This window comes from Streptomyces sp. BB1-1-1 (assembly GCF_031597775.1).
GTDB lineage: Bacteria > Actinomycetota > Actinomycetes > Streptomycetales > Streptomycetaceae > Streptomyces > Streptomyces thinghirensis.
This window is the reverse complement of sequence record NZ_CP134203.1, coordinates 5,877,172-5,900,793: the sequence shown is the minus strand read 5'-3', so window position 1 is coordinate 5,900,793 and position 23,622 is coordinate 5,877,172. Positions and strand designations below refer to the sequence as shown.

Annotated in this window: 19 protein-coding genes; 10 read left to right on the top strand and 9 right to left on the bottom strand. The window is 71.5% G+C overall.

The window, feature by feature from the left end; genetic code table 11:
• Positions 1–91: 91 nt before the first annotated feature.
• Complete coding sequence (gene ppdK / locus RI578_RS27010) at positions 92–2,821, bottom strand: pyruvate, phosphate dikinase (protein WP_310873491.1); 2,730 nt, start codon at positions 2,819–2,821, stop codon at positions 92–94.
• A gap of 493 nt (positions 2,822–3,314) precedes the next feature.
• On the opposite strand from ppdK, the gene RI578_RS27005 reads away from it, so the two are divergent.
• Complete coding sequence (locus tag RI578_RS27005; RefSeq protein WP_310873490.1) at positions 3,315–5,111, top strand: CDP-alcohol phosphatidyltransferase; 1,797 nt, start codon at positions 3,315–3,317, stop codon at positions 5,109–5,111.
• Here the strand turns inward: RI578_RS27005 and dusB are convergent, their stop codons facing one another.
• Entirely contained in the window at positions 5,112–6,278 is a 1,167-nt protein-coding gene (dusB, locus tag RI578_RS27000; protein WP_310873489.1) for a tRNA dihydrouridine synthase DusB, read from the bottom strand. It abuts the gene before it with no gap.
• A gap of 108 nt (positions 6,279–6,386) precedes the next feature.
• Between dusB and RI578_RS26995 the strand changes: the two genes are divergently transcribed.
• On the top strand, positions 6,387–7,832 hold the full coding sequence (locus tag RI578_RS26995; RefSeq protein WP_310873488.1) for an MFS transporter: 1,446 nt from the start codon (positions 6,387–6,389) through the stop codon (positions 7,830–7,832).
• 199 nt (positions 7,833–8,031) lie between these two features.
• On the opposite strand, the gene RI578_RS26990 is transcribed toward RI578_RS26995, so the two are convergent.
• A complete protein-coding gene (locus RI578_RS26990; protein ID WP_310873487.1) occupies positions 8,032–12,405 on the bottom strand; it encodes a cation-translocating P-type ATPase in 4,374 nt (1,457 codons plus the stop codon).
• An 85-nt stretch (positions 12,406–12,490) separates the two neighbouring features.
• Between RI578_RS26990 and RI578_RS26985 the strand changes: the two genes are divergently transcribed.
• Together RI578_RS26985 and RI578_RS26980 are read left to right on the top strand one after the other, a co-directional pair.
• Positions 12,491–13,027 carry a hypothetical protein gene (locus RI578_RS26985; protein WP_310873486.1) on the top strand — a complete coding sequence of 179 codons (537 nt, stop codon included), beginning with the start codon at positions 12,491–12,493 and terminating at the stop codon, positions 13,025–13,027.
• A gap of 371 nt (positions 13,028–13,398) precedes the next feature.
• Entirely contained in the window at positions 13,399–14,457 is a 1,059-nt protein-coding gene (locus RI578_RS26980) for a chitinase (RefSeq protein ID WP_310873485.1), read from the top strand.
• A gap of 7 nt (positions 14,458–14,464) precedes the next feature.
• Here RI578_RS26980 and RI578_RS26975 read toward each other — a convergent pair whose 3' ends face one another.
• Together RI578_RS26975 and RI578_RS26970 are read right to left on the bottom strand one after the other, a co-directional pair.
• Positions 14,465–15,079 carry a LysE family translocator gene (locus RI578_RS26975; RefSeq protein WP_310873484.1) on the bottom strand — a complete coding sequence of 205 codons (615 nt, stop codon included), beginning with the start codon at positions 15,077–15,079 and terminating at the stop codon, positions 14,465–14,467.
• A 209-nt stretch (positions 15,080–15,288) separates the two neighbouring features.
• On the bottom strand, positions 15,289–16,671 hold the full coding sequence (locus RI578_RS26970) for a glycine--tRNA ligase (protein WP_210962490.1): 1,383 nt from the start codon (positions 16,669–16,671) through the stop codon (positions 15,289–15,291).
• 170 nt (positions 16,672–16,841) lie between these two features.
• On the opposite strand from RI578_RS26970, the gene RI578_RS26965 reads away from it, so the two are divergent.
• The 4 genes from RI578_RS26965 to RI578_RS26950 all read left to right on the top strand — a co-directional run bounded on the left by RI578_RS26965 (position 16,842) and on the right by RI578_RS26950 (position 20,011).
• Entirely contained in the window at positions 16,842–17,825 is a 984-nt protein-coding gene (locus RI578_RS26965; protein ID WP_310873483.1) for a zinc ABC transporter substrate-binding protein, read from the top strand.
• 25 nt (positions 17,826–17,850) lie between these two features.
• Positions 17,851–18,621: a metal ABC transporter ATP-binding protein gene (locus RI578_RS26960; protein WP_310873482.1), complete on the top strand. Its 771-nt coding sequence runs from the start codon at positions 17,851–17,853 to the stop codon at positions 18,619–18,621.
• The gene (locus RI578_RS26955) at positions 18,621–19,523 is read left to right on the top strand and encodes a metal ABC transporter permease (RefSeq protein WP_310873481.1); all 903 of its coding nucleotides are present in this window, start codon (positions 18,621–18,623) and stop codon (positions 19,521–19,523) included. Before RI578_RS26960 ends, RI578_RS26955 begins: the two co-directional genes overlap by 1 nt.
• Positions 19,524–19,591: 68 nt before the next feature.
• Complete coding sequence (locus tag RI578_RS26950) at positions 19,592–20,011, top strand: Fur family transcriptional regulator (protein WP_121746930.1); 420 nt, start codon at positions 19,592–19,594, stop codon at positions 20,009–20,011.
• A 60-nt stretch (positions 20,012–20,071) separates the two neighbouring features.
• Here RI578_RS26950 and RI578_RS26945 read toward each other — a convergent pair whose 3' ends face one another.
• Genes RI578_RS26945 through RI578_RS26930 form a run of 4 tightly spaced genes read right to left on the bottom strand, consistent with a single transcriptional unit; the run spans position 20,072 to position 22,130 of the window.
• Positions 20,072–20,914 (bottom strand): isoprenyl transferase, encoded by an 843-nt coding sequence (locus RI578_RS26945; protein WP_310873480.1) that lies wholly within the window; start codon positions 20,912–20,914, stop codon positions 20,072–20,074.
• Positions 20,915–20,930: 16 nt separating this feature from the next.
• Positions 20,931–21,680, bottom strand: a complete 750-nt coding sequence (recO, locus tag RI578_RS26940; RefSeq protein ID WP_310873479.1) for a DNA repair protein RecO — start codon at positions 21,678–21,680, stop codon at positions 20,931–20,933.
• Positions 21,681–21,702: 22 nt separating this feature from the next.
• Positions 21,703–21,927 carry a hypothetical protein gene (locus tag RI578_RS26935; protein WP_310873478.1) on the bottom strand — a complete coding sequence of 75 codons (225 nt, stop codon included), beginning with the start codon at positions 21,925–21,927 and terminating at the stop codon, positions 21,703–21,705.
• Positions 21,924–22,130, bottom strand: coding sequence for a hypothetical protein (locus RI578_RS26930; protein ID WP_307852187.1), 207 nt, complete (start codon positions 22,128–22,130; stop codon positions 21,924–21,926). Before RI578_RS26930 ends, RI578_RS26935 begins: the two co-directional genes overlap by 4 nt.
• A gap of 115 nt (positions 22,131–22,245) precedes the next feature.
• On the opposite strand from RI578_RS26930, the gene RI578_RS26925 reads away from it, so the two are divergent.
• Positions 22,246–23,079 (top strand): helix-turn-helix transcriptional regulator, encoded by an 834-nt coding sequence (locus tag RI578_RS26925; RefSeq protein WP_310873477.1) that lies wholly within the window; start codon positions 22,246–22,248, stop codon positions 23,077–23,079.
• A complete protein-coding gene (locus tag RI578_RS26920; protein WP_310873476.1) occupies positions 23,061–23,294 on the top strand; it encodes a DUF397 domain-containing protein in 234 nt (77 codons plus the stop codon). The genes RI578_RS26925 and RI578_RS26920 overlap by 19 nt, the downstream gene beginning before the upstream one ends.
• Positions 23,295–23,622: the final 328 nt, after the last annotated feature.

The window sequence follows — 23,622 nt, the reverse complement described above, 5'->3', positions numbered from 1 at the left end:
GCCCTTTCCCGTGAACCGGAGCCGCCGCCGATCGGTGAGGGTGGTCGGGTGACAGACGGCGGCTCCGGGGCTCTGGGCCCCTCTCAGGGGCCTACCGGTGGTCGCTGCCCTTCGACTGCGACGCCGCGCGGCCGGCCTCCAGCCGGGCCACCGGGATCCGGAACGGGGAGCAGGAGACGTAGTCCAGGCCGACCTCGTGGAAGAAGTGGACCGACTCCGGGTCGCCGCCGTGCTCGCCGCAGACGCCGAGCTTCAGGTCGGGGCGGGTGGCGCGGCCGGCCTTCGCGGCGGCGGCGACCAGGGAGCCCACGCCGTCCTTGTCGATCGTCTCGAACGGGGAGACGCCGAAGATGCCCTTCTCCAGGTAGGCCGTGAAGAAGCTGGCCTCGACGTCGTCGCGGCTGAAGCCCCAGACGGTCTGGGTCAGGTCGTTGGTGCCGAAGGAGAAGAACTCGGCCGCCTCGGCGATCTGACCGGCCGTCAGCGCGGCGCGCGGCAGCTCGATCATCGTGCCGATCGACAGCTTGAGCCTCGCCCCCGTGGCGGCCTCGACCTCGGCGATGACCTGGTCGGCCTCGTCGCGGACGATCTCCAGCTCCTGGACGGTGCCGACCAGCGGGATCATGATCTCGGCGCGCGGGTCGCCCTTGGCCGCCTTGCGTTCGGCCGCGGCCTCGGCGATCGCGCGGACCTGCATGGTGAACAGGCCGGGGATGACCAGGCCCAGGCGGACGCCGCGCAGGCCCAGCATCGGGTTCTGCTCGTGCAGGCGGTGCACGGCCTGGAGCAGGCGCAGCTCGTTCTCGTGCGGCTCCTGGCGGGACTCGGCGAGCGCGACGCGCACCGACAGCTCGGTGATGTCCGGCAGGAACTCGTGCAGCGGCGGGTCGAGGAGGCGGACGGTGACGGGGAGGCCGTCCATCGACTCGAAGAGCTGGACGAAGTCCTGCTTCTGAAGCGGCAGCAGCTCCTTCAGGGACTCCTCGCGCACGGCCTCCGTGTCGGCCAGGATCAGCCGCTCCACCAGCTCGCGCCGGTCGCCGAGGAACATGTGCTCGGTGCGGCACAGGCCGATGCCCTGGGCGCCGAAGCGGCGGGCGCGCAGCGCGTCCTCGGCGTTGTCGGCGTTGGCGCGCACCCGCAGCCGGCGCTTGCGGTCGGCGAAGGCCATGATGCGGTGCACGGCCTCGACCAGCTCGTCGGCGTCCTCGGCGCCCGCGTGCATGCGGCCCTCGAAGTACTCGACGACCGGCGACGGCACGACCGGGACCTCGCCGAGGTACACCTTGCCGGAGGAGCCGTCGATGGAGATGACGTCGCCCTCCTCGACGACGTGCCCGCCCGGCACGGTCATCCGGCGACGCTTGGTGTCGACCTCCAGCTCCTCCGCGCCGCAGACACAGGTCTTGCCCATGCCGCGCGCGACCACGGCCGCGTGGGAGGTCTTGCCGCCGCGCGAGGTCAGGATGCCCTCGGCGGCGATCATGCCGTCCAGGTCGTCGGGGTTGGTCTCGCGGCGCACCAGGATGACCTTCTCGCCCGAGCGCGACCACTTGACGGCGGTGTACGAGTCGAAGACCGCCTTGCCGACCGCCGCGCCCGGCGAGGCCGCGATGCCCCGGCCGACCTTCTCGACCTTGGCGTCCTCGTCGAAGCGGGGGAACATCAGCTGCGCGAGCTGGGCGCCGTTGACCCGCTGGAGGGCCTCCGCCTCGTCGATCAGGCCCTGGTCGACGAGCTGGGTGGCGATGCGGAAGGCCGCGCCCGCCGTGCGCTTGCCGACGCGGGTCTGGAGCATCCACAGCTGGCCGCGCTCGATGGTGAACTCGATGTCGCAGAGGTCCAGGTAGTGGTTCTCCAGCGTCTCCATGATCTGCATCAGCTGGTCGTACGACTTCTTGTCGATCGACTCCAGCTCGGCGAGGGCGACGGTGTTGCGGATGCCCGCGACGACGTCCTCGCCCTGGGCGTTCTGGAGGTAGTCGCCGTAGACGCCCTGGTGGCCCGAGGCGGGGTCGCGGGTGAAGGCGACGCCGGTGCCGGAGTCGGGGCCCAGGTTGCCGAAGACCATGGAGCAGACGTTGACGGCGGTGCCGAGGTCGTGCGGGATGCGCTCCTGGCGGCGGTAGAGCTTGGCGCGCTCGCCGTTCCAGGAGTCGAAGACGGCCTTGATGGCGAGGTCCATCTGCTCGCGCGGGTCCTGCGGGAAGTCCCGGCCGGCCTCGGTCTTGACGATCTTCTTGAACTTGGTGACGAGCTTCTTGAGGTCGGCCGCCTCCAGCTCGGTGTCGACCGTGACCTTCTTGGCCGCCTTCGCCGCCTCCAGCGCCTCCTCGAAGAGGTCGCCGTCGACACCGAGGACGGTCTTGCCGAACATCTGGATCAGGCGCCGGTAGGAGTCCCAGGCGAAGCGGTCGTCGCCGGCCTGCTTGGCCAGGCCCTGCACCGACTTGTCGGAGAGGCCGATGTTGAGGACCGTGTCCATCATGCCGGGCATGGAGAACTTGGCTCCGGAGCGGACCGACACGAGGAGGGGGTTGTCGGCCTGGCCGAGCTTCTTGCCCATCTTCGCTTCGAGGGCGTCGAGGTGCGCGCTCACCTCGTCACGCAGTGCCGCCGGCTCCTCACCGCTGTCGAGGTAGGTCTTGCAGGCCTCGGTGGTGATGGTGAAGCCGGGAGGGACCGGAAGACCCAGGTTGGTCATCTCGGCGAGGTTGGCACCCTTGCCGCCGAGGAGGTCCTTGAGGTCCTTGTTGCCCTCGGTGAAGTCGTAAACGAACTTCGTCGCGTTCGCTACCTGGTGTTCTTTGTTTTCCGACACGGGTCTCGACTCCTCGAGGACGCGGTGGCTGCCCTGACGGCGAGGAATGTACCCAGATCAAAGGCACCTGGGTACGTCCACTTGCGCGTCATGCGCCTGTAACCACTCGTCCGCCAGCGGATCGAAAGTCAAGGCTTGGCAAGCGACCGACCAGTTGTGTTTTCACTTCTTGAACGAATGAACTCCCGGAAGTGCGGCTGAGCGCTCATCCGAGCGCTGTTCTCTACGTTTGAGTTCGATCGATGAACGATCAAGCCGTGGCACTCAGTGCCACACCTTGGAGAAGTGGAATCGCTCAAGATCCGCTCATCTGAGCGCTACCCCTATCAGAGGTGGCGAGAATCACGCTGCCACAGGCCGTCGGATTTCACCATGCGGACGTGATCGGGCCCGGGGTGAACACACCGCTCCCGGCGAACGTACGACAGGACGGCGGGCCCGGCCCCCTCGCCGGGCCCGTCGTCCACCGGGTTACGTACGGAAGGACCTTCGGGTGCCTGTCACCACGCATTTCCGCCGGCCACCGCAGACCGCCGACGACCCCGACACACCCGAACCCACCGCGCTCCCGCCCCTCAAGGCCCGCCTGGCCAACCTGGCCCGCTTGACCCGCCTGGCCCGCCCGGCCCGCTGGCGCGCCTGGCGCACCCGGTACCCGCGCGCCGCCCTCGCCGCCCGCCGGACCACGACCGTCCTCGCCGCCGTTCTCGTGCTCGGGGCACTGCTCCTGCCGAACACCCTCGTCGCCCTGGAGCCCAACCGGTTCGCCCGGATCCCGGCGGAGGCGGTCATCGGGGCGGTGCTGCTGCTCTGCCTGCCGCGGGTGCCGCGCCTGGTGCTGGCGGCGCTGTTCGGCGTCGGCCTCGGTGCGCTGACCGTGCTGAAGCTGCTCGACATGGGCTTCACCGAGTACCTGGGGCGGGGCTTCAACGTCGTCCTGGACTGGGGCCTGCTCGACGACGCCCGGTCGTACGTGGCGGACTCGATGGGCGGGGCGGCGGCGACCGGGGCCGCGGTGGGCGCGGTCGTGGGGGTCCTGGTCCTGCTGGTGCTCATGGCGCTGGCGGCGGTCCGGCTCGGCGAGCTGCTCGCCGCGCACCGGGAGCGGGCGGCCCGGGGCGCGCTGCTGGCGGCCACCGTGTGGATGACGTGCGTGGCGCTGGGCGTGCAGACCTTCGGCGTGCCGGTGGCCACCAGGAGCGCCTCCGGGGCGCTGGAGGCGCAGGCGCACCGGGTGGTGGACACGCTGCGGGACGAGGCGGCGTTCGCGAAGGAGGCGAAGGCCGACCGCTTCGGCGCCACGCCCGGCGCGCAACTGGTGCCGGACCTGCGCGGCAAGGACGTGATCTTCACGTTCATCGAGAGCTACGGCCGCAGCGCCATCGAGGACCCGGTCATGGCACCGGGTGTCGGCCGGACGCTGGACACCGGCACGAAGGCGCTGGCCGAGGCGGGCTACCGGGCGCGGAGCGGCTGGCTGACGTCGGCGACGTACGGGGGCAGCAGCTGGCTCGGCCACTCCACCTTCATGTCGGGCCTGTGGGTCGACAACCAGCAGCGCTACCGCACCGTCACCGCCGGCGACCACCTCACCCTCACCAAGGTGTTCGAGAAGACCGGCGAGTGGGACACGGTCGGCGTCATGCCGGGTGTGCAGAAGGCCTGGCCGGAGGCGGAGTGGTACGGGCTCGACAAGGTCTACGACGCGTTCGACGTCGGCTACGAGGGGCCGAAGTTCAGCTGGTCGACCATGCCGGACCAGTACGCGCTGGAGGCATTCCAGCGCCTGGAGCACGGCAGGGAGCGCGACCGGCCGCTGATGGCGGAGATCATCCTGACCTCCAGCCACCAGCCCTGGGCGCCGATCCCGGAGCTGGTCGGCTGGGACGAGATCGGCGACGGGTCGGTCTTCGACGGCATCGAGGAGTCGGGCGAGGAGGCGGCGGACGTCATCGCCGACTCCGCGCGGTCCAAGGAGGAGTACGGCAAGTCGGTCGAGTACTCGGTCACCAGCCTCACCCAGTGGCTGGAGCGCTACGGCACCGACGACACGGTCCTGGTCTTCCTCGGCGACCACGAGCCGATCACGCGCGTGACCGGCGACAAAACGAGCCGGGACGTCCCCGTCTCGATCGTCGCCAAGGACCCGAAGGTGCTCGACGCGATCGCCGACTGGAACTGGACGGAGGGCCTCAAGCCCGCCCAGGACGCCCCGGTGTGGAAGATGAGCTCCTTCCGCGACCGCTTCCTGACGGCCTACGGCTCCACCCCGCACCCGATCAAGAGCTGATCAGCCGCCGGAGGTGTCCAGCTCCGCCTCGTCGCCGACGCCCGCGCAGTCGTACGGGTCCTTGAGCCAGCCGTCCGGCAGGACCACCCGGTTGTTGCCGGACGTGCGGCCGCGGGGGCCGTCGGCGCCGGTGGGCCAGGGCTGGTCCAGGTCGAGTTCGTCGAGGCCGGCGCGCAGCGCCTCCAGGGAGGAGGTGATCGCGAGCCGCTTGCGCATCTCGGAGCCGACCGCGAAGCCCTTGAGGTACCAGGCGACGTGCTTGCGGAAGTCGATGACGCCGCGCGCCTCGTCGCCGATCCACTCGCCGAGCAGGGTGGCGTGCCGGACCATCACGTCGGCGACCTCGCGCAGGCTGGGCCGGGCGAAGGCGTCGGTACGCCCCTCGAAGGCGGCCACCAGGTCGGCGAAGAGCCACGGCCGCCCCAGGCATCCGCGTCCCACGACCACGCCGTCGCAGCCGGTCTCGCGGACCATCCGCAGCGCGTCCTCGGCCGACCAGATGTCGCCGTTCCCCAGGACCGGGATCTCCGGGACGTGCTCCTTCAGGCGGGCGATGGCGTCCCAGTCGGCGGTGCCGCCGTAGTGCTGGGCGGTGGTGCGGCCGTGCAGGGCGATGGAGGTGACACCCTCCTCCACGGCGATGCGGCCGGCGTCGAGATAGGTGAGATGGTCGTCGTCGATGCCCTTGCGCATCTTCATGGTGACGGGCAGGTCACCGGCGCCGCTCACGGCCTCGCGGACGATGGCCCGCAGCAGGTTCCGCTTGTACGGGAGGGCCGAGCCGCCGCCCTTGCGGGTCACCTTGGGTACGGGGCAGCCGAAGTTGAGGTCGATGTGGTCGGCGAGGCCCTCTTCCGCGATCATGCGGACGGCCTTGCCGACGGTCGCCGGGTCGACGCCGTACAGCTGGATCGAGCGCGGCGTCTCGGTCGCGTCGAAGTGGATCAGCTGCATGGTCTTCTCGTTGCGCTCGACCAGCGCCCGGGTGGTGATCATCTCGCTCACGAAGAGCCCCTTGCCACCACTGAACTCCCTGCACAGCGTGCGGAAGGGCGCGTTGGTGATCCCGGCCATCGGCGCCAGCACGACGGGCGGCGCGACGGTGTGCGGGCCGACCTGCAACGGCCGGACGGTGGTGCTGGGGGCGGGCGTGGTGGGCGTGGACATTCCTCCATTGTCACGTACGCGGGGCAGTGCTCGCCGTACCCCGGGGCCGAAGATCATGTATCGGTCATTAGTTAACCGCACTATCGAAACGGGCGTACGATGGCGGCCATGCCCGAGCTCACCCACCGCCGACGCCTGCTCGTGCTCGCCATCTGCTGCATGAGTCTGCTGATCGTGAGCATCGACAACACGATCCTCAACGTCGCCCTGCCCGCCATGCAGCGCGACTTCGACGCGAGCACGTCGGGCCTCCAGTGGGCGATCGACGCGTACACGCTGGTGCTGGCCGCGCTGCTGATGCTCGCCGGGTCCACGGCCGACCGGATCGGCCGCAAGCGGGTCTTCGTGACGGGCCTGGTCGTCTTCACCCTCGGCTCGCTGCTGTGCTCGCTGGCACCGGACCTGTCCTGGCTGGTCGTGTTCCGGATGATGCAGGCGGTGGGCGGTTCCATGCTCAACCCGGTCGCCATGTCGATCATCACCAACACCTTCACCGACCCCCGCGAGCGCGCCCGCGCGATCGGCGTGTGGGGCGCGGTCGTCGGCATATCGATGGCCGCCGGCCCGCTGGTCGGCGGCCTGCTCGTGGAGTCGGTCGGCTGGCGCTCGATCTTCTGGGTCAACCTGCCGGTGGGCCTCGTGGCGCTGGCGCTCACCCTGCGCTTCGTCCCCGAGTCCCGCGCACCGAAGGCCCGCCGCCCCGACCCGCTGGGCCAGCTGATGGTGATCGTGCTGTTCGGCTCCCTGACATACGCGATCATCGAGGCGCCGCACGCCGGGCCCGCGACGGTGCTGCCGTTCGCCGCGCTGGCCCTCGCCGCGCTGCTCGGCCTCCTCCGGTACGAACCCCGCCGCGCCGAACCCCTCATCGACCTGCGCTTCTTCCGCTCGGCACCGTTCAGCGGAGCCACCGTGATCGCGGTCAGCGCCTTCGCCGCGCTGGGCGGCTTCCTGTTCCTGTCCACGCTGTACCTGCAGAACGTGCGCGGGCTGAGCGCCCTGCACGCGGGTTTGTGGATGCTGCCGATGGCCGTGCCGACCTTCCTGTGCGCCCCGCTGTCCGGGCGGCTGGTCGGCACCCGGGGGCCGCGGCCGCCGCTGCTGATCGCGGGCGGCGCGCTGACCCTGAGCGGGGTCCTGTTCGCCGCCTTCGAGGCCGAGACGTCCGACGCCACCCTCTTCATCGGCTACGTCCTCTTCGGCGTCGGTTTCGGTTTCGTCAACGCGCCCATCACCAACACCGCCGTCTCGGGCATGCCCCGCGCCCAGGCCGGGGTCGCCGCGGCCGTCGCCTCCACCAGCCGCCAGCTGGGCCAGACCCTGGGCGTGGCGGTGGTCGGCGCGGTGCTGGCGGCGGGCGTGGGCGCGTCGTCGTACCGCGACACCTTCGTCTCCGCCGCCCGCCCCGGCTGGTGGATCCTGGCCGCCTGCGGCCTCGCGGTCCTGGTCCTCGGCGCCGTCACCAACGGCCGCTGGGCCCACCGCACGGCCGAGCGGACGGCCGAGCGCCTGGAGTCACCGGAGGCACGGGAGGCGGCCCGATCGGGCACGTGACGCCAAGCCCGTACGCACGGGCCGCGCCTGCTCTGCGACTCGCCGCACCTCCATACGCCGCCCCGCCGCACGCCCCCAGGAGCGCACCTCACCCATACACCGCCCCGCCGCACGCCCCAGGGGCGCGGGGAACTGCGCGACCGGCCCCACCCACCCGCAGCCGACACACGGCCCCGGCCCCGGCCCCCAGGGCCCGCGCTCACGCCATGACGCTCCGCGCGACCGCCGGCAGCCGCTCCGCCACCTTCGGCCAGTACTTCACCACCGCCTCCTCCACCTGCGGCAGCGCCCGCTGCCCCGCCAGCGCCAGGGCGATCGCCGCCGCCACGCCCGCCCAGGCGACCGGGCCCAGCGGCGTGCAGCCGAAGAGCTGGCTGGCGCCCGGGGTCTGGACCAGGACGACCAGCGCGGCCGCGGAACCGAGGGACGTGACCTGGACCAGGCGGCTGCCCCGGCGGTCGGCCAGGGTCTGGGCGAGCTGCGTGCCCACCACCGCGCACAGGGCCATCGTCGTCGAGCGGCGCCCCGTGCCCGGCGTGAAGCGGCCGAACAGCCAGGCCGCGGTGGCGCCGAGTGCCGTCGTCATCGCCCGGTGCCGGATCTGGCGGATCAGGGGCTCGCCCAGTACCGCCGTACCGAGCGGCGCGCCCGCGTCGGCGTCCTCCTGCTCGGGGTCCCCCGTCTCCGTCACCGCCACCGCCATCGCGGGGAACAGGTCGGTGAACAGGTTGACCAGCAGCATCTGACGGGTGGACAGCGGAGCGGAGCCGCCGAGGACGGTGCCGAGGATGCCGAAGCCGACCTCGCCCGCGTTGCCGCCGATCAGGATGGCGATGGCGTCGGCGACGCTGTGCCACAGCGCCCGTCCCTCCCGCACCGCCTCCACCAGGACCAGCAGGTCGTCGCCCGTGACGACCAGGTCCGCGGCGTTGCGGGCGGCGGCCGAGCCGCGGGCGCTGATGCCGACGCCGATGTCGGCGGCGCGGATGGCGGCGGCGTCGTTGGCGCCGTCGCCGACCATGCCGACGACCCGCCCGGCGTCCCGCATCGACTCGACGACCTGGAGCTTCTGCTCGGGCGCCACCCGGGCGACGACGTCCGCGTCACGCAGCATCCGGGAGCGTGCCGTGCGGTCCGCGGCGGCGATCTCGTCACCGGTGACCACGACCGCGTCCTCGGGCCAGCCCAGGTCGACGGCGATGGCGTGGGCGGTCTGCGGATGGTCGCCGGTCAGCACCACGGGCCGTACGCCCGCCTCGCGCAGCCCGCGCACCAGCGCCGGGGACGTCTCGCGGGCCACGTCGGCCAGCCCGAGCATCCCGGTGAACTCCAGCTTCTCCGGCGCCTGTTCGAGGACGTCGGCCGCCTTCTCCCCCTTGCGCAGGGGCCGGCTGGCCACCGCGATGATGCGCAGTCCGTCGCGGGCCAGGCCGTGCGCCACCTCGGTGGCGTGCGAGGGCAGGTCGGCGCAGGCCGGCAGCACGGTCTCCGGGGCGCCCTTGACCACCAGCACCGGCGCTCCGTCCCCGTCCCGTCCGACGGCGGCGGCGTAGCCGCGCGAGGTCTCGAAGGGCAGGCCCTCCTCCTGCTCCCACTCCGGGTCGTCCCCGGCGGCGTCCAGGACGGCCTCGTCGGTGGCGTGGGTGGGCCGGGCGCCGTCGCCGTTCAGGCGGGGGCAGGCGCGCGCGGCGACCCGTACGGCGTCGGCGGCGTCCGGGTCGGCCGCCTTGCGGACCGTGCCGTCGGCGCCCGCCACCCGCGACACCCGCAGCTTGTTCTCGGTGAGCGTGCCGGTCTTGTCGAAGCAGATGGTGTCCATGCGGCCCAGCGCCTCCAGCGTGCGCGGGGTGCGCACGAGGACGCCGCGGCGGCTGAGCCGGCGGGCCGCCGCCAGCTGGGCCACCGTCGCCACCAGCGGCAGCCCCTCGGGCACGGCGGCCACCGCCACCGACACACCACCGGCGACGGCCTGCCGGATCGGCGTGCCGCGCAGCAGCGAGAGGCCGGTCACCGCGGCCCCGCCCGCCAGCGTCAGCGGCAGCGCCTTGCGGGTCAGCTCCTGGAGCCTGGCCTGCACTCCGGCCGCCGAGGGCGTACGGGCGGCCAGTGACACCGCCCGCGCGGCCTCGGTGTGCTCCCCCGTGTCCACGACGACCGCCTGGGCGCGGCCGGCCACCACCGTCGTGCCCTCGAAGACCATGCAGTGCCGTTCGGCCACGGGGGCGTTCACCACCGGGTCCACGCACTTGTCCACCGGCAGCGACTCGCCGGTGAGCGCGGACTCGTCGACCTCCAGGCCGTCCTCCCACAGCAGCCGGGCGTCGGCGGGCACGACGTCGTCCGCCTTGAGGTCGACGATGTGGCCCGGATGCAGCTTGGCGGCGTCCATGACGAGCGGCTCGGCCGACGGGTCGTGGGTCTCCTCCTCGGCGACCCGCGCCTTCTGCTTCTGCTGGGCGAGCAGCCCGGACAGCGCCCGCTCGGCCCGCAGCCGCTGGAAGCCGCCGACCAGCGCGTTCAGGTCGAGCGCGCCGACGACCAGGAGCGCGTCCATGACGGAGCCGAGGATCGCCTCGGCCGCCGAGCCGACCGCCAGCACCGGGGTGAGCGGATCGTCCAGCTCGCCCCGCACGGCCTGTCCCAGTTGCCAGGTCCACTTCACCGGGACGAGAACGGGGACGCGGCCCGCCCGGTCGGCCACCGCGCGCGTCCTGGCCGCCAGTTGCTCGGCGAGGGACGGCTCCGGCTCCTTCTCCCGCTCCAGGCGCTCCCGTACGCCCGTGGGGTCCAGCGTGTGCCACGCCACCCGCGCCCGGGGGTGCGGGGCGCGGGCCATCGCCACGCCGAACGCGGCACGCGTGCCGGACAGCAGGGCCGCCGCCGCGCTGACGTCGACGGGCGCGTGCCGCAGCCCGGGCAGCGCCGAATAGCCGCCCTTGCCACCGTTCTTGCCCTTGCCGCGCGCCTCGCCGACCGCCACCAGCAGCCCGGACAGCGCGGCCCCGGACCGGGCCAGCGTCTGCGACCGGCGCCCGATCGCGCGGGCCGCCGGCACCGACCGCAGCAGCCGCCACACGTCGGCGAGTCCTTGCGGGGCGAGCACGTCCGCGCCCCACGCCACCGGGGCGTCCGCGTCGGCCAGCGCGACGGCCACGTCCCCGCCGAGCAGCCCGGCCCGCACCGTCTCGTCGTCGCCCGGCCGGGGCCGTACGACGGTGATCACGCCGCCCTCGGCGCGCAGTTCGTCCACGACGTCCCTGAGCGGGCGCTCGGCGCTGACGACCTGGTCGGCGAGACCGGTGAAGTCGGCCAGCGCCGGGTCCTCCACCATCACCACGCGCAGCCCCGCGCGCCGCGCCGCGTCCAGTACGTCCTCGGTCCACGGGTCCGCGCCCGCCTCCGGCGCCCGCAAGGCGCTCGGATGCAGGACGACGGTGGCCGCCATCTCCAGCTGCCGCAGCCGTTCGGGGTCGCGCACGAGCACACCGGTGCGCGACAGCGCGGCGCTCAGTACGGCGTGGAAGGCGGCGGGCCCGTAGCGCGCGGCCTTGGGCGAGCCGGCCAGTACCGCCTCGGCGGCCTCGGCCACGTCGTGCTTGACCAGCAGGGTCGCCACCGCGCCCGCCACACTGCCGGTGGAGGCGTGGGCGGCGTAGTCCTGCGCCGGGGTGCTCTGCAGCGGCGGACGCAGGGCGGGGTCGGCGGGCAGGCTGACCCGGTCCGGGGCGCACAGCTGGTCGTGCACGACCTCGAAGGTCGCCGTCCGGGCCACCGCCTCCGTCAGCTGGCAGACGCGCAGCGCCCCGTCGAGCACCAGGGAGGTGTAGCTCTGGCCGGCGCCGTGCACGGCCGCGTTGGCGGCGGCCATCGCCACGTCCATGCCGTGGGCGCCGAGGCGTTCGCGCAGCCAGGCGCGGAAGGTCGGGTTCTCGCGCAGCAGCGTCGCCACGGCCGTCACCAGGCGGGGCGAGGGCGGCAACCGCAGGCGCGCGCCGGTCACGGCGGCGGCGATGCCCAGCATGTCGGCCCCGAGGGCCGTGGCGGCGACCCGCACGGAGGCCGGATCGCCGGGGTGGGCCAGTTCCTCCACCGGATCGCCCGGGCCCCGCTGGTCCACCCGGGTCAGTCCGTGCTGTTCGGCCAGTTCGGTGGCCCGGTCCACCACCCGGTCGGTGAGTGCTTCCTCGGTCGCGGTCACCACCAACCGGGCGAGACCGGTGTCCCAGTAGGCGAGCACCACGTCCGGGTGCTCGGCGAGTGCCGCCGCCACCCGTCGCGCCACGCGTTCCGTGCCGCCCGCCCGGCGCACCTTCTCCGTCGCGGCCGACCGGAGTTCGAGGTGTGCCCGGTTCCCGGCCCGCCAGTCCCGGGTGCCGCCCGGCAGCGCGGCGCGGGCGACCCGTGCCGCGCGCGCCGCGAAGTCGGCGCCGCGCACACCGGCCCGTGCGGTGCCCGCCACGGCGCCGGCCGCGGCACCCACCGCGGGCGCGGTGCCGCGCGCGAGGAGCCGGGGCCCGGCCAGCACAATTCCGGTGACGGCGCCCTGGGAACGCGTCAGAAGTCCACCGACCATCGTTGTCTCTCAGCCCGCCTTTCGGGTGGATGCGGCCGTCTTCTTGCCCCGGCCGCGGGAGGACGCACCGCGCGAAGGACCGGACGTGGCCTTCTTCGCGGTGCTCTTCTTCGCGGTGCTCTTCTTAGCGGTGCTGGCGGGACTCTTCTTGGCCGCGCTCTTCTTCGCGGTGCTCGTCGCCGCTGTGCTCTTCTCTGCGGTGCTCTTGGCGGCGGCCTTCTTGGCGGTGCTCTTCGCCGCGCTGCTCGTAGCCGCTGTGCTCTTCGCCGCGGTCTTCTTGGCGGTGCCCGTCTTCGCGGTGCCCTTCGCCGCCGGGCTCTTCCGGGTGGCGGTCTGGGTCGCGGTCTTCTTGGCGGGACTCCGCCGCGCGGGGCTCTTCTTCGCCGTACTCGTCCCGGCCGTACGCGTTCCCGCCGTACTCGTCCCAGCCGTACCGGCCTCCCCCGAGCCGCCTTCCACACCGCCGCCGGAGGCCTTCGCCCCGTTCTGCAGCACCCGCGCGGCCTCCGCCTCCGGCGACTCCTGCGGCCGTGGCCGCGTCAGCCACGCCACCGCCGCACCGGTGGCCGCCACCGGCCACTCCACCAACCCGGCGATGCCCAGCACCCCGGCCCCCGTGTAGACGACTGCACGCCGCCCGCGCGGCGACACGGCCCCGATCCTGTCCAGCGCGCCCTCGGCGACCCTGCCGACCGTCTCCGCGCCCGGAACCCTCCGCAGCGCCGACGCGGCCGCGTGCAACGGCCTCGGGAGCGTCTGCGCCGATTTCGTCTGCGCCGATTTCTGCTCAGCCATGACTGTTCGTCCTCGCCTGTGCAAGCTTGTGCAAGCTGTGGAAACCCTGGGAACCTCACCTTCCGCATTTCTCCGGGTTCCCGCACTTCGGGCGCTCACCCCGGGAGACTTTCCGGTCCAGACCTCTTGACGAAAGGTCTGGACCAACACCACTGTCATGTCTACGACACCTCACCGACCCCCACCGGGAGGCCCGGCATGATCCGCCGCAAGCTCCGCCTGCTCGCCGCCGCGCTCGCGGCCACCGTCCTCGCCCCACCGGGGGTCGCCACCGCGTCCGCCGCTCCCGCAGCCGCCGCCGACACCTGCGCCGTGAAGTCGAAGCCCGCCGGCAAGGTGCTCCAGGGCTACTGGGAGAACTGGGACGGTGCCGCCAACGGCGTCCACCCGCCGTTCGGCTGGACGCCCATCACCGACTCCCGCATCGGCGCCCACGGTTACAACGTGATCAACGCGGCCTTCCCGGTCATCCGTTCCGACGGAACGGCCCTGTGGGAGGACGGCATGGACCGGGACGTGAAGGTGGCGACCCCGGCCGAGATGTGCGCGGCCAAGGCGTCCGGGCAGACGCTGCTGCTCTCCATCGGCGGCGCGACGGCCGGCATCGACCTCGGCTCGGCCGCCGTCGCCGACCGCTTCGTCGAGACGATCGTGCCGATCCTCCAGAAGTACAACTTCGACGGCATCGACATAGACATCGAGACCGGGCTGGTCGGCAGCGGCGACATCAGCCGGCTCTCCACGTCCCAGGCCAACCTGATCCGCATCATCGACGGCGTCCTGGCCCGCATGCCGTCCGGCTTCGGCCTCACCATGGCCCCGGAGACCGCCTACGTCACCGGCGGCAGCGTGGTCTACGGGTCGATCTGGGGAGCGTACCTGCCGATCATCAAGAAGTACGCGGACAACGGCCGCCTGTGGTGGCTCAACATGCAGTACTACAACGGCAGCATGTACGGCTGCTCCGGCGACTCCTACCAGGCGGGCACCGTGCAGGGCTTCACCGCCCAGACCGACTGCCTGGACAGGGGCCTGGTCATCCAGGGCACGACGATCCGCGTCCCCTACGACAAGCAGGTCCCGGGTCTGCCCGCGCAGCCCGGCGCGGGCGGCGGCCACCTGGCGCCGTCCCAGGTCGCCCAGGCGTGGAACCACTACAACGGCGCCCTCAAGGGCCTGATGACCTGGTCGATCAACTGGGACGGCTCGAAGAACTGGACCTTCGGCGACAACGTCAAGGCTCTCCAGGGCCGCTGACGCCCCCTCACCGGGCCGTGAACGCCAGCTTCGCCCCCAGCGCCACGAACGACCCCGCGAAGCTCCGCCGCAGCCACGCCATCACCCTCGGCCGGGAGATGACGTGGCTGCGCACGGACGCGGCCAGGACGCCGTACCCGGCGAACACGACGAAGGTCACCAGCATGAACACGCCGCCCAGCACCAGCATGCGCGGCAGGGCGCCGGCCTGCCCCGGGTCCACGAACTGCGGCAGGAAGGCGAAGAAGAACAGCGTCAGCTTCGGGTTCAGGATGTTGATCAGCACGCCCCGCAGGATCACCCGCCCCGCCGGAACGGGCCCGCCCCGGTCCTCCCCCACCGTGAGCGCCTCCTTGTCCCGGAGGGTGGCCCACGCCATGTACAGCAGGTAGGCGACACCGGCGTACTTGAGGACCTGGAAGGCCGTGGCACTGGCGTGCAGCACCGCCGCGACCCCGGTGACGGTGGCCAGCAGGTGCGGCACGATGCCGAGCGCACACCCGAAGGCGGCGACGACGCTGGCGCGGCGCCCGCGGGAGAGGGCGGCGGCGAGGGTGTAGACGACCCCGGTGCCGGGGGTCGCGACGACCACGAGGGTGGTCAGCAGAAAGGCGATACTCATGGCTCACCACCCTGACGACACGACGGCCCCCGACACAGGACCACTGTGGGTCCCGTATCGAGGGCCAATCACGGGCGGCCGATGACGAGGGCCGCTCCGCTCCCCGGCCGAGACGCCCACCCCTCTCCCGACCGAGTCGGGTGGTGGGTGGGCACAGGCCCGGGGGTCCAGGGGGCAGAGCCCCCTGGTACCTCAACCGGAACGGACGTTCAGCAACCCACGAGCCGAGAAGCGAGGTACCCCTCGATCTGGTCCAGCGACACGCGTTCCTGCTTCATCGTGTCCCGCTCCCGCACGGTCACCGCGTTGTCGTCCAGCGTGTCGAAGTCGACCGTCACGCAGTACGGCGTACCGATCTCGTCCTGACGCCGGTAACGGCGCCCGATCGCACCGGCGTCGTCGAAGTCGATGTTCCAGTTCTGCCGCAGCGCCTGGGCGAGACCCTTGGCCTTGGGCGACAGCTCCGGGTTCCGGGACAGCGGCAGGACGGCGACCTTCACCGGCGCGAGGCGCGGGTCGAGCCGCAGCACGGTCCGCTTCTCCAGCTTGCCCTTGGCGTTGGGGGCCTCGTCCTCGACGTACGCGTCGAGCAGGAAGGCGAGCATGGCACGCCCGACACCGGCCGCCGGCTCGATGACGTACGGCGTCCAGCGCTCGCCGGCCTCCTGGTCGAAGTAGGAGAGGTCCTGGCCGGAGGCCTTGGCGTGCGAGGAGAGGTCGTAGTCCGTCCGGTTGGCGACACCCTCCAGCTCGCCCCACTCGCTGCCGCCGAAGGAGAAGCGGTACTCGATGTCGGCGGTGCGCTTGGAGTAGTGGGAGAGCTTCTCGGCCGGGTGCTCGAACCAGCGCATGTTCTCCTCACGGAGACCGAGGCCGGTGTACCAGTTCCAGCGCTGCTCCATCCAGTACTCCTGCCACTTCTCGTCCTCGCCCGGCTTGACGAAGAACTCCATCTCCATCTGCTCGAACTCGCGGGTCCGGAAGATGAAGTTGCCGGGCGTGATCTCGTTGCGGAAGGACTTGCCCATCTGGGCGATACCGAACGGCGGCTTGCGGCGCGACGTGGTCTGCACCTGGGCGAAGTTGGTGAAGATGCCCTGCGCCGTCTCGGGCCGCAGGTAGGCGACGGAGCCGCTGTCCTGGGTCGGGCCGAGGTGGGTGGAGAGCAGACCCGAGAACTGCTTGGGCTCGGTGAAGGTGCCCTTGTTGCCGCAGTTGGGGCAGTTGAGGTCGGCGAGCCCGTTCTCCGGGGCGCGGCCCTTCTTCTCCTCGTAGGCCTCTTCCAGGTGGTCCGCGCGGAACCGCTTGTGGCAGGAGGTGCACTCGGTCAGCGGGTCCGTGAAGGTGGCGACGTGGCCGGAGGCCACCCAGACGTCGGGGGCCAGGATCACGGACGAGTCGAGACCGACGACGTCCTCGCGCGAGGTGACCATGTAGCGCCACCACTGGCGCTTGAGGTTCTCCTTGAGCTCGACACCCAGCGGACCGTAGTCCCAGGCGGCGCGCTGACCGCCGTAGATCTCACTGCACGGGAATACGAAGCCACGGCGCTTGCTCAGGCTGACGATGGTGTCGATCTTGTCGGCGGCCACGGTGCTCTCTTCATTACGACGACGGGCGACGAAGCGAGATGCTTCCAGAGAATGCTTCAGGTTACCGGCGTGGACTGCCCCCCGACCAAATCGGGGGGCTCCCCGCCTCGCGACCGGTCGTGACCGGGCATTGTTGACAACGGTTTCCATATTTGTTGAAAATGAATGCCATGAACGTACGACGACGCCACATATCCGGCATAGCAGTCACCGCGGCCGCCGCACTCGGCCTGGGGACCCTCTCCGCCTGCTCCAGCGACAGCGCGGCGGCGGGCAACACGGACAAGTTCGACGTCGTCGCGTCGTTCTACCCGATGCAGTACCTCGCCCAGCAGATCGGCGGGGAGCACGTGAACGTCACCACCCTCACCGAGCCCGGCCAGGAGCCGCACGACCTGGAGCTGAGCGCCAAGCAGACCGCCGAGATGGGCGAGGCGGACGCGGTGCTCTACCTGAAGTCCCTCCAGCCCGCCGTGGACGAGGCCATCACCCAGTCCGACGTGCAGACCAAGATCGACGCGGCGACGCTGACGACGCTCGAGGACCACGGGAGCGTCGAGCACGACCACGCGGGCGGGGAGCACGCCGAGGAGGAGCACGCCGAGGAGAAGCACTCCGAGGAGGAGGAGCACGCCCTCGACCCGCACGTCTGGCTGGACCCGGTGAAGTACGCCGAGATCGCCGAAGGCGTCGCCAAGGCCTTCGAGAAGGCCGACCCGGACCACGCCGCCGACTACCGGAAGAACGCCGACGCGCTGGCGAAGAAGCTGGCCGGTCTGAACACGGCGTACAAGGAGGGCCTGGCGAACACCGACACCAAGGTCTTCTTCACCAACCACGCCGCCTTCGGCTACCTCGCCGAGCGCTACGGACTCACCCAGGAGGCCATCAACGGCCTCGACCCGGAGAGCGAGCCCAGCCCCGCCCGGATCAAGGAGCTCCAGGAGGAGGCCAAGGCCGACGGCGTGACCACCGTCTTCTACGAGACACTGGTGTCCGACAAGACCGCGAAGACCCTCGCCAAGGACGCCGGCCTGAAGACCGATGTCCTGGACCCGCTGGAGGGCATCACCGACAAGTCCAAGGGCGACGACTACCTCGCGGTCATGGAGTCCAACCTCAAGGCGCTCGAGGCCGCCCTCGGCGCCAAGTGAGCGTTCCGATCGTTTGGAGGGCCTCGTGAGCGACGAGACCGTCATATCCCTGCGCGGCGTCCGCGCCGAGCTCGGCTCACGCCCCGTCCTGCGCGGCATCGACCTCACCGTGCGCGGCGGCGAGGTCGTGGCCCTGCTCGGCGCCAACGGCTCGGGCAAGTCCACGGCCGTGCGCACGGTCATCGGCCAGGTGCCGGTGACGGCCGGCGAGGTCGAGCTGTTCGGCACCCCGCGGCGCCGCTTCCGCGACTGGGCGCGCGTGGGCTACGTCCCGCAGCGCACCACGGCCGCGGGCGGCGTCCCCGCCACGGTGACCGAGGTCGTCTCCTCCGGCCGCCTCTCCCGCGCCCGCTTCGGCGTCCTGCGCAAGGCCGACCACGAGGCCGTGCGCCGCGCCCTCGACCTGGTCGGCATGGCGGACCGCGCCAAGGACTCCGTGAACGCCCTCTCCGGCGGCCAGCACCAGCGGGTACTGATCGCCCGCGCCCTCGCCGCCGAACCCGAGCTGCTGATCATGGACGAGCCGATGGCGGGCGTCGACCTGGCCAGCCAGGAGGTGCTGGCCGAGACGCTCAGGAAGCAGGTCGCGGCCGGCACCACCGTCCTGCTGGTGCTGCACGAACTCGGCCCCCTGGAGCCCCTGATCGACCGGGCGGTGGTGCTCCGCGACGGCTGCGTCACGCACGACGGTCCGCCTCCCGAGGCGGTCGGCCAGCACGCGCTGCCCGGCCACGACCACGTACACCCGCACGCACCGGCGGGCGCCGAACCGATCCGCACGGGACTGCTGAGCTGATGGAAATCCTGAACTACGCCTTCATGCAGCGGGCGCTGCTGGCGGCCGTCCTGGTCGGCATCACCGCCCCCGCCGTCGGCATCTACCTGGTCCAGCGCCGCCAGGCCCTCATGGGCGACGGCATCGGCCACGTGGCGATGACCGGCGTCGGCCTCGGCTTCCTGCTCTCCTGGTCCCCGGTGTGGATGGCCACCCTGATCTCCGTGCTCGGCGCGGTCCTCATGGAGCTGATCCGCTGGTACGGCAAGACCCGCGGCGACATCGCCCTCGCCATGCTCTTCTACGGCGGCATGGCCGGCGGCGTGATGTTCATCAACCTCGCGCCGACGGGCTCCAACGCCAACCTCACCTCGTACCTCTTCGGCTCGCTGTCGACGGTCTCCGAGTCCGACGTGACCGCGATCTGCCTGCTGGCCGCCTTCGTGGTCGTCGTCACCCTCGGCCTGCGCCGCCAGCTGTTCGCGGTCAGCCAGGACGAGGAGTTCGCCCGGGTCACCGGCCTGCCGGTGCGCGCGCTGAACCTGCTGACGGCCGTCACGGCGGCGGTGACGGTGACCGTCGCGATGCGCGTCGTCGGGCTGCTGCTGGTGTCGGCGCTGATGGTGGTCCCGGTCGCCGCCGCCCAGCAGCTCACCCGCAGCTTCGCCGCCACCTTCGCGGTCGCCGTCGCCATCGGCGTCAGCGTGACCATCGGCGGCACGGTCACGTCGTACTACCAGGACGTGCCGCCCGGCGCGACCATCGTGCTGCTCACCATCGGCGCGTTCGTCCTGCTCACCGTGCTGGCGGCACCACTGGCCCGGCGACGCGCGCGGGCGGTCACCGCGGCGCAGGCCGCCGCGGATCCGGCGGAGTGCAAGATTCCGGCCACCCGGGGGGCCACCGACGAGGTCGGCGTCTGACTGCCGGGCGGCCGGGCTGGCACAATGGCCCGGCAAGCCCCAGACGGCAGACGTGAGGAGGAGTACCGGTGACGACCGCTGGACCGCCCGTGAAGGGCCGCGCCACCCGGCAGCGGGCCGCCGTGTCGGCGGCCCTCCAGGAGGTCGAGGAGTTCCGCAGCGCACAGGAGCTCCACGACATGCTCAAGCACAAGGGCGACTCGGTCGGGCTCACCACGGTCTACCGCACCCTGCAGTCCCTCGCCGACGCCGGCGAGGTCGACGTCCTGCGCACCGCCGAGGGCGAGTCCGTCTACCGCCGCTGCTCCAGCGACGACCACCACCACCACCTCGTCTGCCGCGCCTGCGGCAAGGCGGTCGAGGTCGAGGGTCCCGCGGTCGAGAAGTGGGCGGAGGCCATCGCCGCCGAGCACGGCTACGTCAACGTCGCGCACACGGTCGAGATCTTCGGCACGTGCGCGGACTGCGCGGGTGCCTCCGGCGGCTGAGCCGGTGGGGCCCGGGGCTGCGCCCCGGGCCCCTTTTTTTCGGCCTGAACGGCCTCGTCCTCAAACGCCGGACGGGCTGGATTTCCCCTCCATGGCCAGCAGCTCCTCGTTGGGGATCGCGCCGCCGAAGCGGCGGTCCCGGGAGGCGAACTCCAGGCACGCCCGCCACAGGTCACGGCGGTCGAAGTCGGGCCACAGCACGTCCTGGAAGACCATCTCGGCGTACGCGCTCTGCCAGAGCAGGTAGTTGGACGTCCGCTGCTCGCCGCTCGGCCGCAGGAACAGGTCCACGTCCGGCATGTCCGGGTAGTACAGGTACTTCGCGAGCGTCTTCTCGTTCACCTTCGACGGGTCGAGCCGCCCGGCCCGCACGTCCTCGGCGAGGGCCTGCGCCGCGTCGGCGATCTCGGCGCGCCCGCCGTAGTTCATGCAGAAGTACAGCGTCAGCCGGTCGTTGTCCTTGGTCTGCTCCTGGGCGATCTGCAGCTCCTTGGCGACCGACTTCCACAGCTTGGGCATCCGCCCCACCCAGCGCACGCGGATCCCCAGCTCGTCGAGCTGGTCGCGGGTCTTGCGGATGAAGTCCCGGTTGAAGTTCATCAGGAAGCGCACCTCGTCCGGCGACCGCTTCCAGTTCTCGGTGGAGAAGGCGTACAGGGAGATGTTCTTCACGCCCATCTCGATCGCGCCCTGGAGCACGTCCAGCACCCGCTCGGCACCGACCTTGTGCCCCTCGGTGCGCGGCAGCCCGCGCTCCTTGGCCCAGCGCCCGTTGCCGTCCATGACGATCGCCACATGCTCCGGAACCAGCTCGCCGAGCCTCGGAGGCCGCGCGCCGGACGGGTGCGGCTCCGGCGTCCTGTAGTCCCGGCGCTGACGCCCCAGGATCCCGCGTACGGCCATGTGTCTCTCGTCTCCTTCAGGGTTTCTCTACGTATCGCAGGGAGCGCAGGCCGCGCTCCAGGTGCCAGTGCAGGTACGCGGACACCAGCCCGCTGCCCTCCCGGACGTACCGCGGCTCGCACGCGTCCGCGGTCCCCCAGTCTCCCGTGAGCAGCGCCCCGAGCAGCTCCAGGGCCTGCGGCGAGGGTACGACGCTGCCGGGCACCCGGCAGTCGGCGCAGACGGAGCCGCCCGAGCCGACCGAGAAGAACCGGTTCGGACCGGGCATGCCGCACTTCGCGCAGTCCCCGAAGGTCGGGGCGTACCCGTTCACGGCGAGGGAGCGCAGCAGGAACGCGTCGAGGACGAGGTTCGGCGCGTGCTCGCCCCGGGCGAGGGTCCGCAGCGCGCCGACCAGCAGCAGGTACTGCTGCACCGCCGGCTCGCCCTCGTGGTCGGTGAACCGCTCGGCCGTCTCCAGCATGGCTGTCCCGGCGGTGTACCGCGCGTAGTCGGTGACGATCCCACCACCGTACGGCGCGATGGTCTCGCTCTGCGTGCACAGGGGCAGGCCGCGCCCGACCAGCTCGCTGTTCTTCGAGAAGAACTGCACGTCGACGTGCGAGAACGGCTCCAGCCGCGCCCCGAACTTCGACTTCGTCCGCCGCACCCCGCGCGCCACGGCGCGTACGCGTCCGTGACCGCGCGTGAGCAAGGTGATGATCCGGTCCGCCTCACCCAGCTTCTGGGTGCGCAGCACGATGCCGTCGTCGCGGAACAGACTCATGGCGCCCATTCTCGCGCATGTGTCAGGGCACCTCGCCCCGGCTTCTGGCGTTCGTGTACGCCGTCGCCGCGCTGAGGCGCTCCGCCGGGGTGGCGTGGCGTACGTCACCCGGCTCGGCGTCCCACTCCCGCCCGCCGCCGTACGGCCGCATCTGCACGTACGGCCCCTCGTGGCCCATGACGAGGCCGACGCGTCCGGTGCGGGTGTCGAGGGCGTAGGCACCGACGGGCGGGTACGGGTATGTCATCGCAGCGCCGCCGCGAGCCGCTGCGCGGTCTCGACGGAACACCGCCCCAATTCGATGAGTGGACAGGGTGCCTCCCGCGCAAGACTCACCGGGTCGAGCCCGAGGGAGGGAAGAGTAATTCCTGCCTCCGCGAGTGCTGCGCGCAATTCTTTCACCGCTACCTCCGCTTCTTCGACGCAGAGCGCCGAGTGTCGTGCCTCCACCGTGTTCCCCTTCCCTTTACGGTTTCACTCTTCGTGTCCCCAGAATGCCGCTCCACATCTACACTCGGCAGGAGTATGCGCACTACAAGTGCGGGTCAGCACTAGGGGGTTGGCTATGGCCAATGGTTCGCGGCAGGCGGCGTGGGAGTTCTTCGGAACGGAACTCAAACGCCGGCGGGAGGACGCCGGAATCACCCAAGTCGAGCTGGGGGCACGGGTATTCGTCTCCGGGGGTTACATCGGCCAGTTCGAACAGGCAATTCGCAAGCCTCAGCTGGATGTGGCCCAGCGGATTGACGAGGCGCTACAAACCGACGGTATTTTCGAGCGGCTGTGCCGGAAGCTGATTGATGATCCGCGGTACGCGGATTACTTCGCCCACGTGGTGGAGCTGGAGCGGCTGGCCACACGGATCTGCGAGTTCGCGCCGACGGTTGTTCCGGGCCTGCTCCAGACCAAGGCCTACGCACGCGCGGTCACGATCGCCGCCAACCCGTTCAAATCCGACGCCTACGTCGACGAGATCGTCAGCGCCCGCCTGGAGCGGTCGCTGATCCTCGACGACGCTACACGGCCCGAGTATTGGGTGGCGTTGCACGAGAACGTGCTGCGCATGCCGGTGGGTGGCCCGCAGGTGATGGCGGCGCAACTGGAGCACATCGCGCGGCTGATGCGGGAGCGCACGGCGGTGGTGACGGTGCTGGCGTACGAGGCGGGGGCGCATGCGGCCATGGGCGGGATGCTGAAACTCATGAACTTCGAAGACGCCCCTCCGGTCGCCTATACAGAGACGGAGTATTCGGGGACTCTCATCGATGCTCCAGCCGTGGTGGTGCACGCCCAGCGCACATACGATCTGCTCAGGGTCGCCGCGCTGTCGCCGGAGGCGTCCCTGGCCCTGGTCGAGTCGGCGGCGGAGGACTTCAGACGATGCGCGAGTACGACCTGAGCAACGCCCGCTGGACAAAGAGCAGCTACAGCAACGGCCAAGGCGGCGACTGCGTCGAGGTCGCCGATGGAGTTCCCGGCGTCGTGCCCGTCCGGGACAGCAAGGTGGCTGCCGGGCCGGTGGTCGTCGTGGGGTCGGTGGCCTGGACGGAGTTCGTACGTACCGTGGGGGCCACTCGCTTCCTTGCCAGTGTCGTGCCTCCGCGACCCGAGTAAAGGGCGCTACGCGTCGCCTTCGGCGATCGGCCTACGGCCGACCCTTGACTCGGCTCGCTCCACCACGGGTCAGAAGCGAGCGAGCGGCCCGGAAAAACGGGTGGCCGGGCCGGGTTCACGATCAACCGTCAGCTGCGTACGCCCTCGGCGTCAGCGGTGCGCGCTCGCGCCTCGCCAGCACGCCGGGCCGGCTCAGCGGCTCGCGGCCGGTGGGCGGTGCGGCGGCGCGCCCCGGACCACCCCCCGAAAATGGATGACACTTCACCCCGAAGTGTCATCCATTTCCCGACCCCCCTCCGCACCCCGCCCGCAATCCACTCCTCACCAC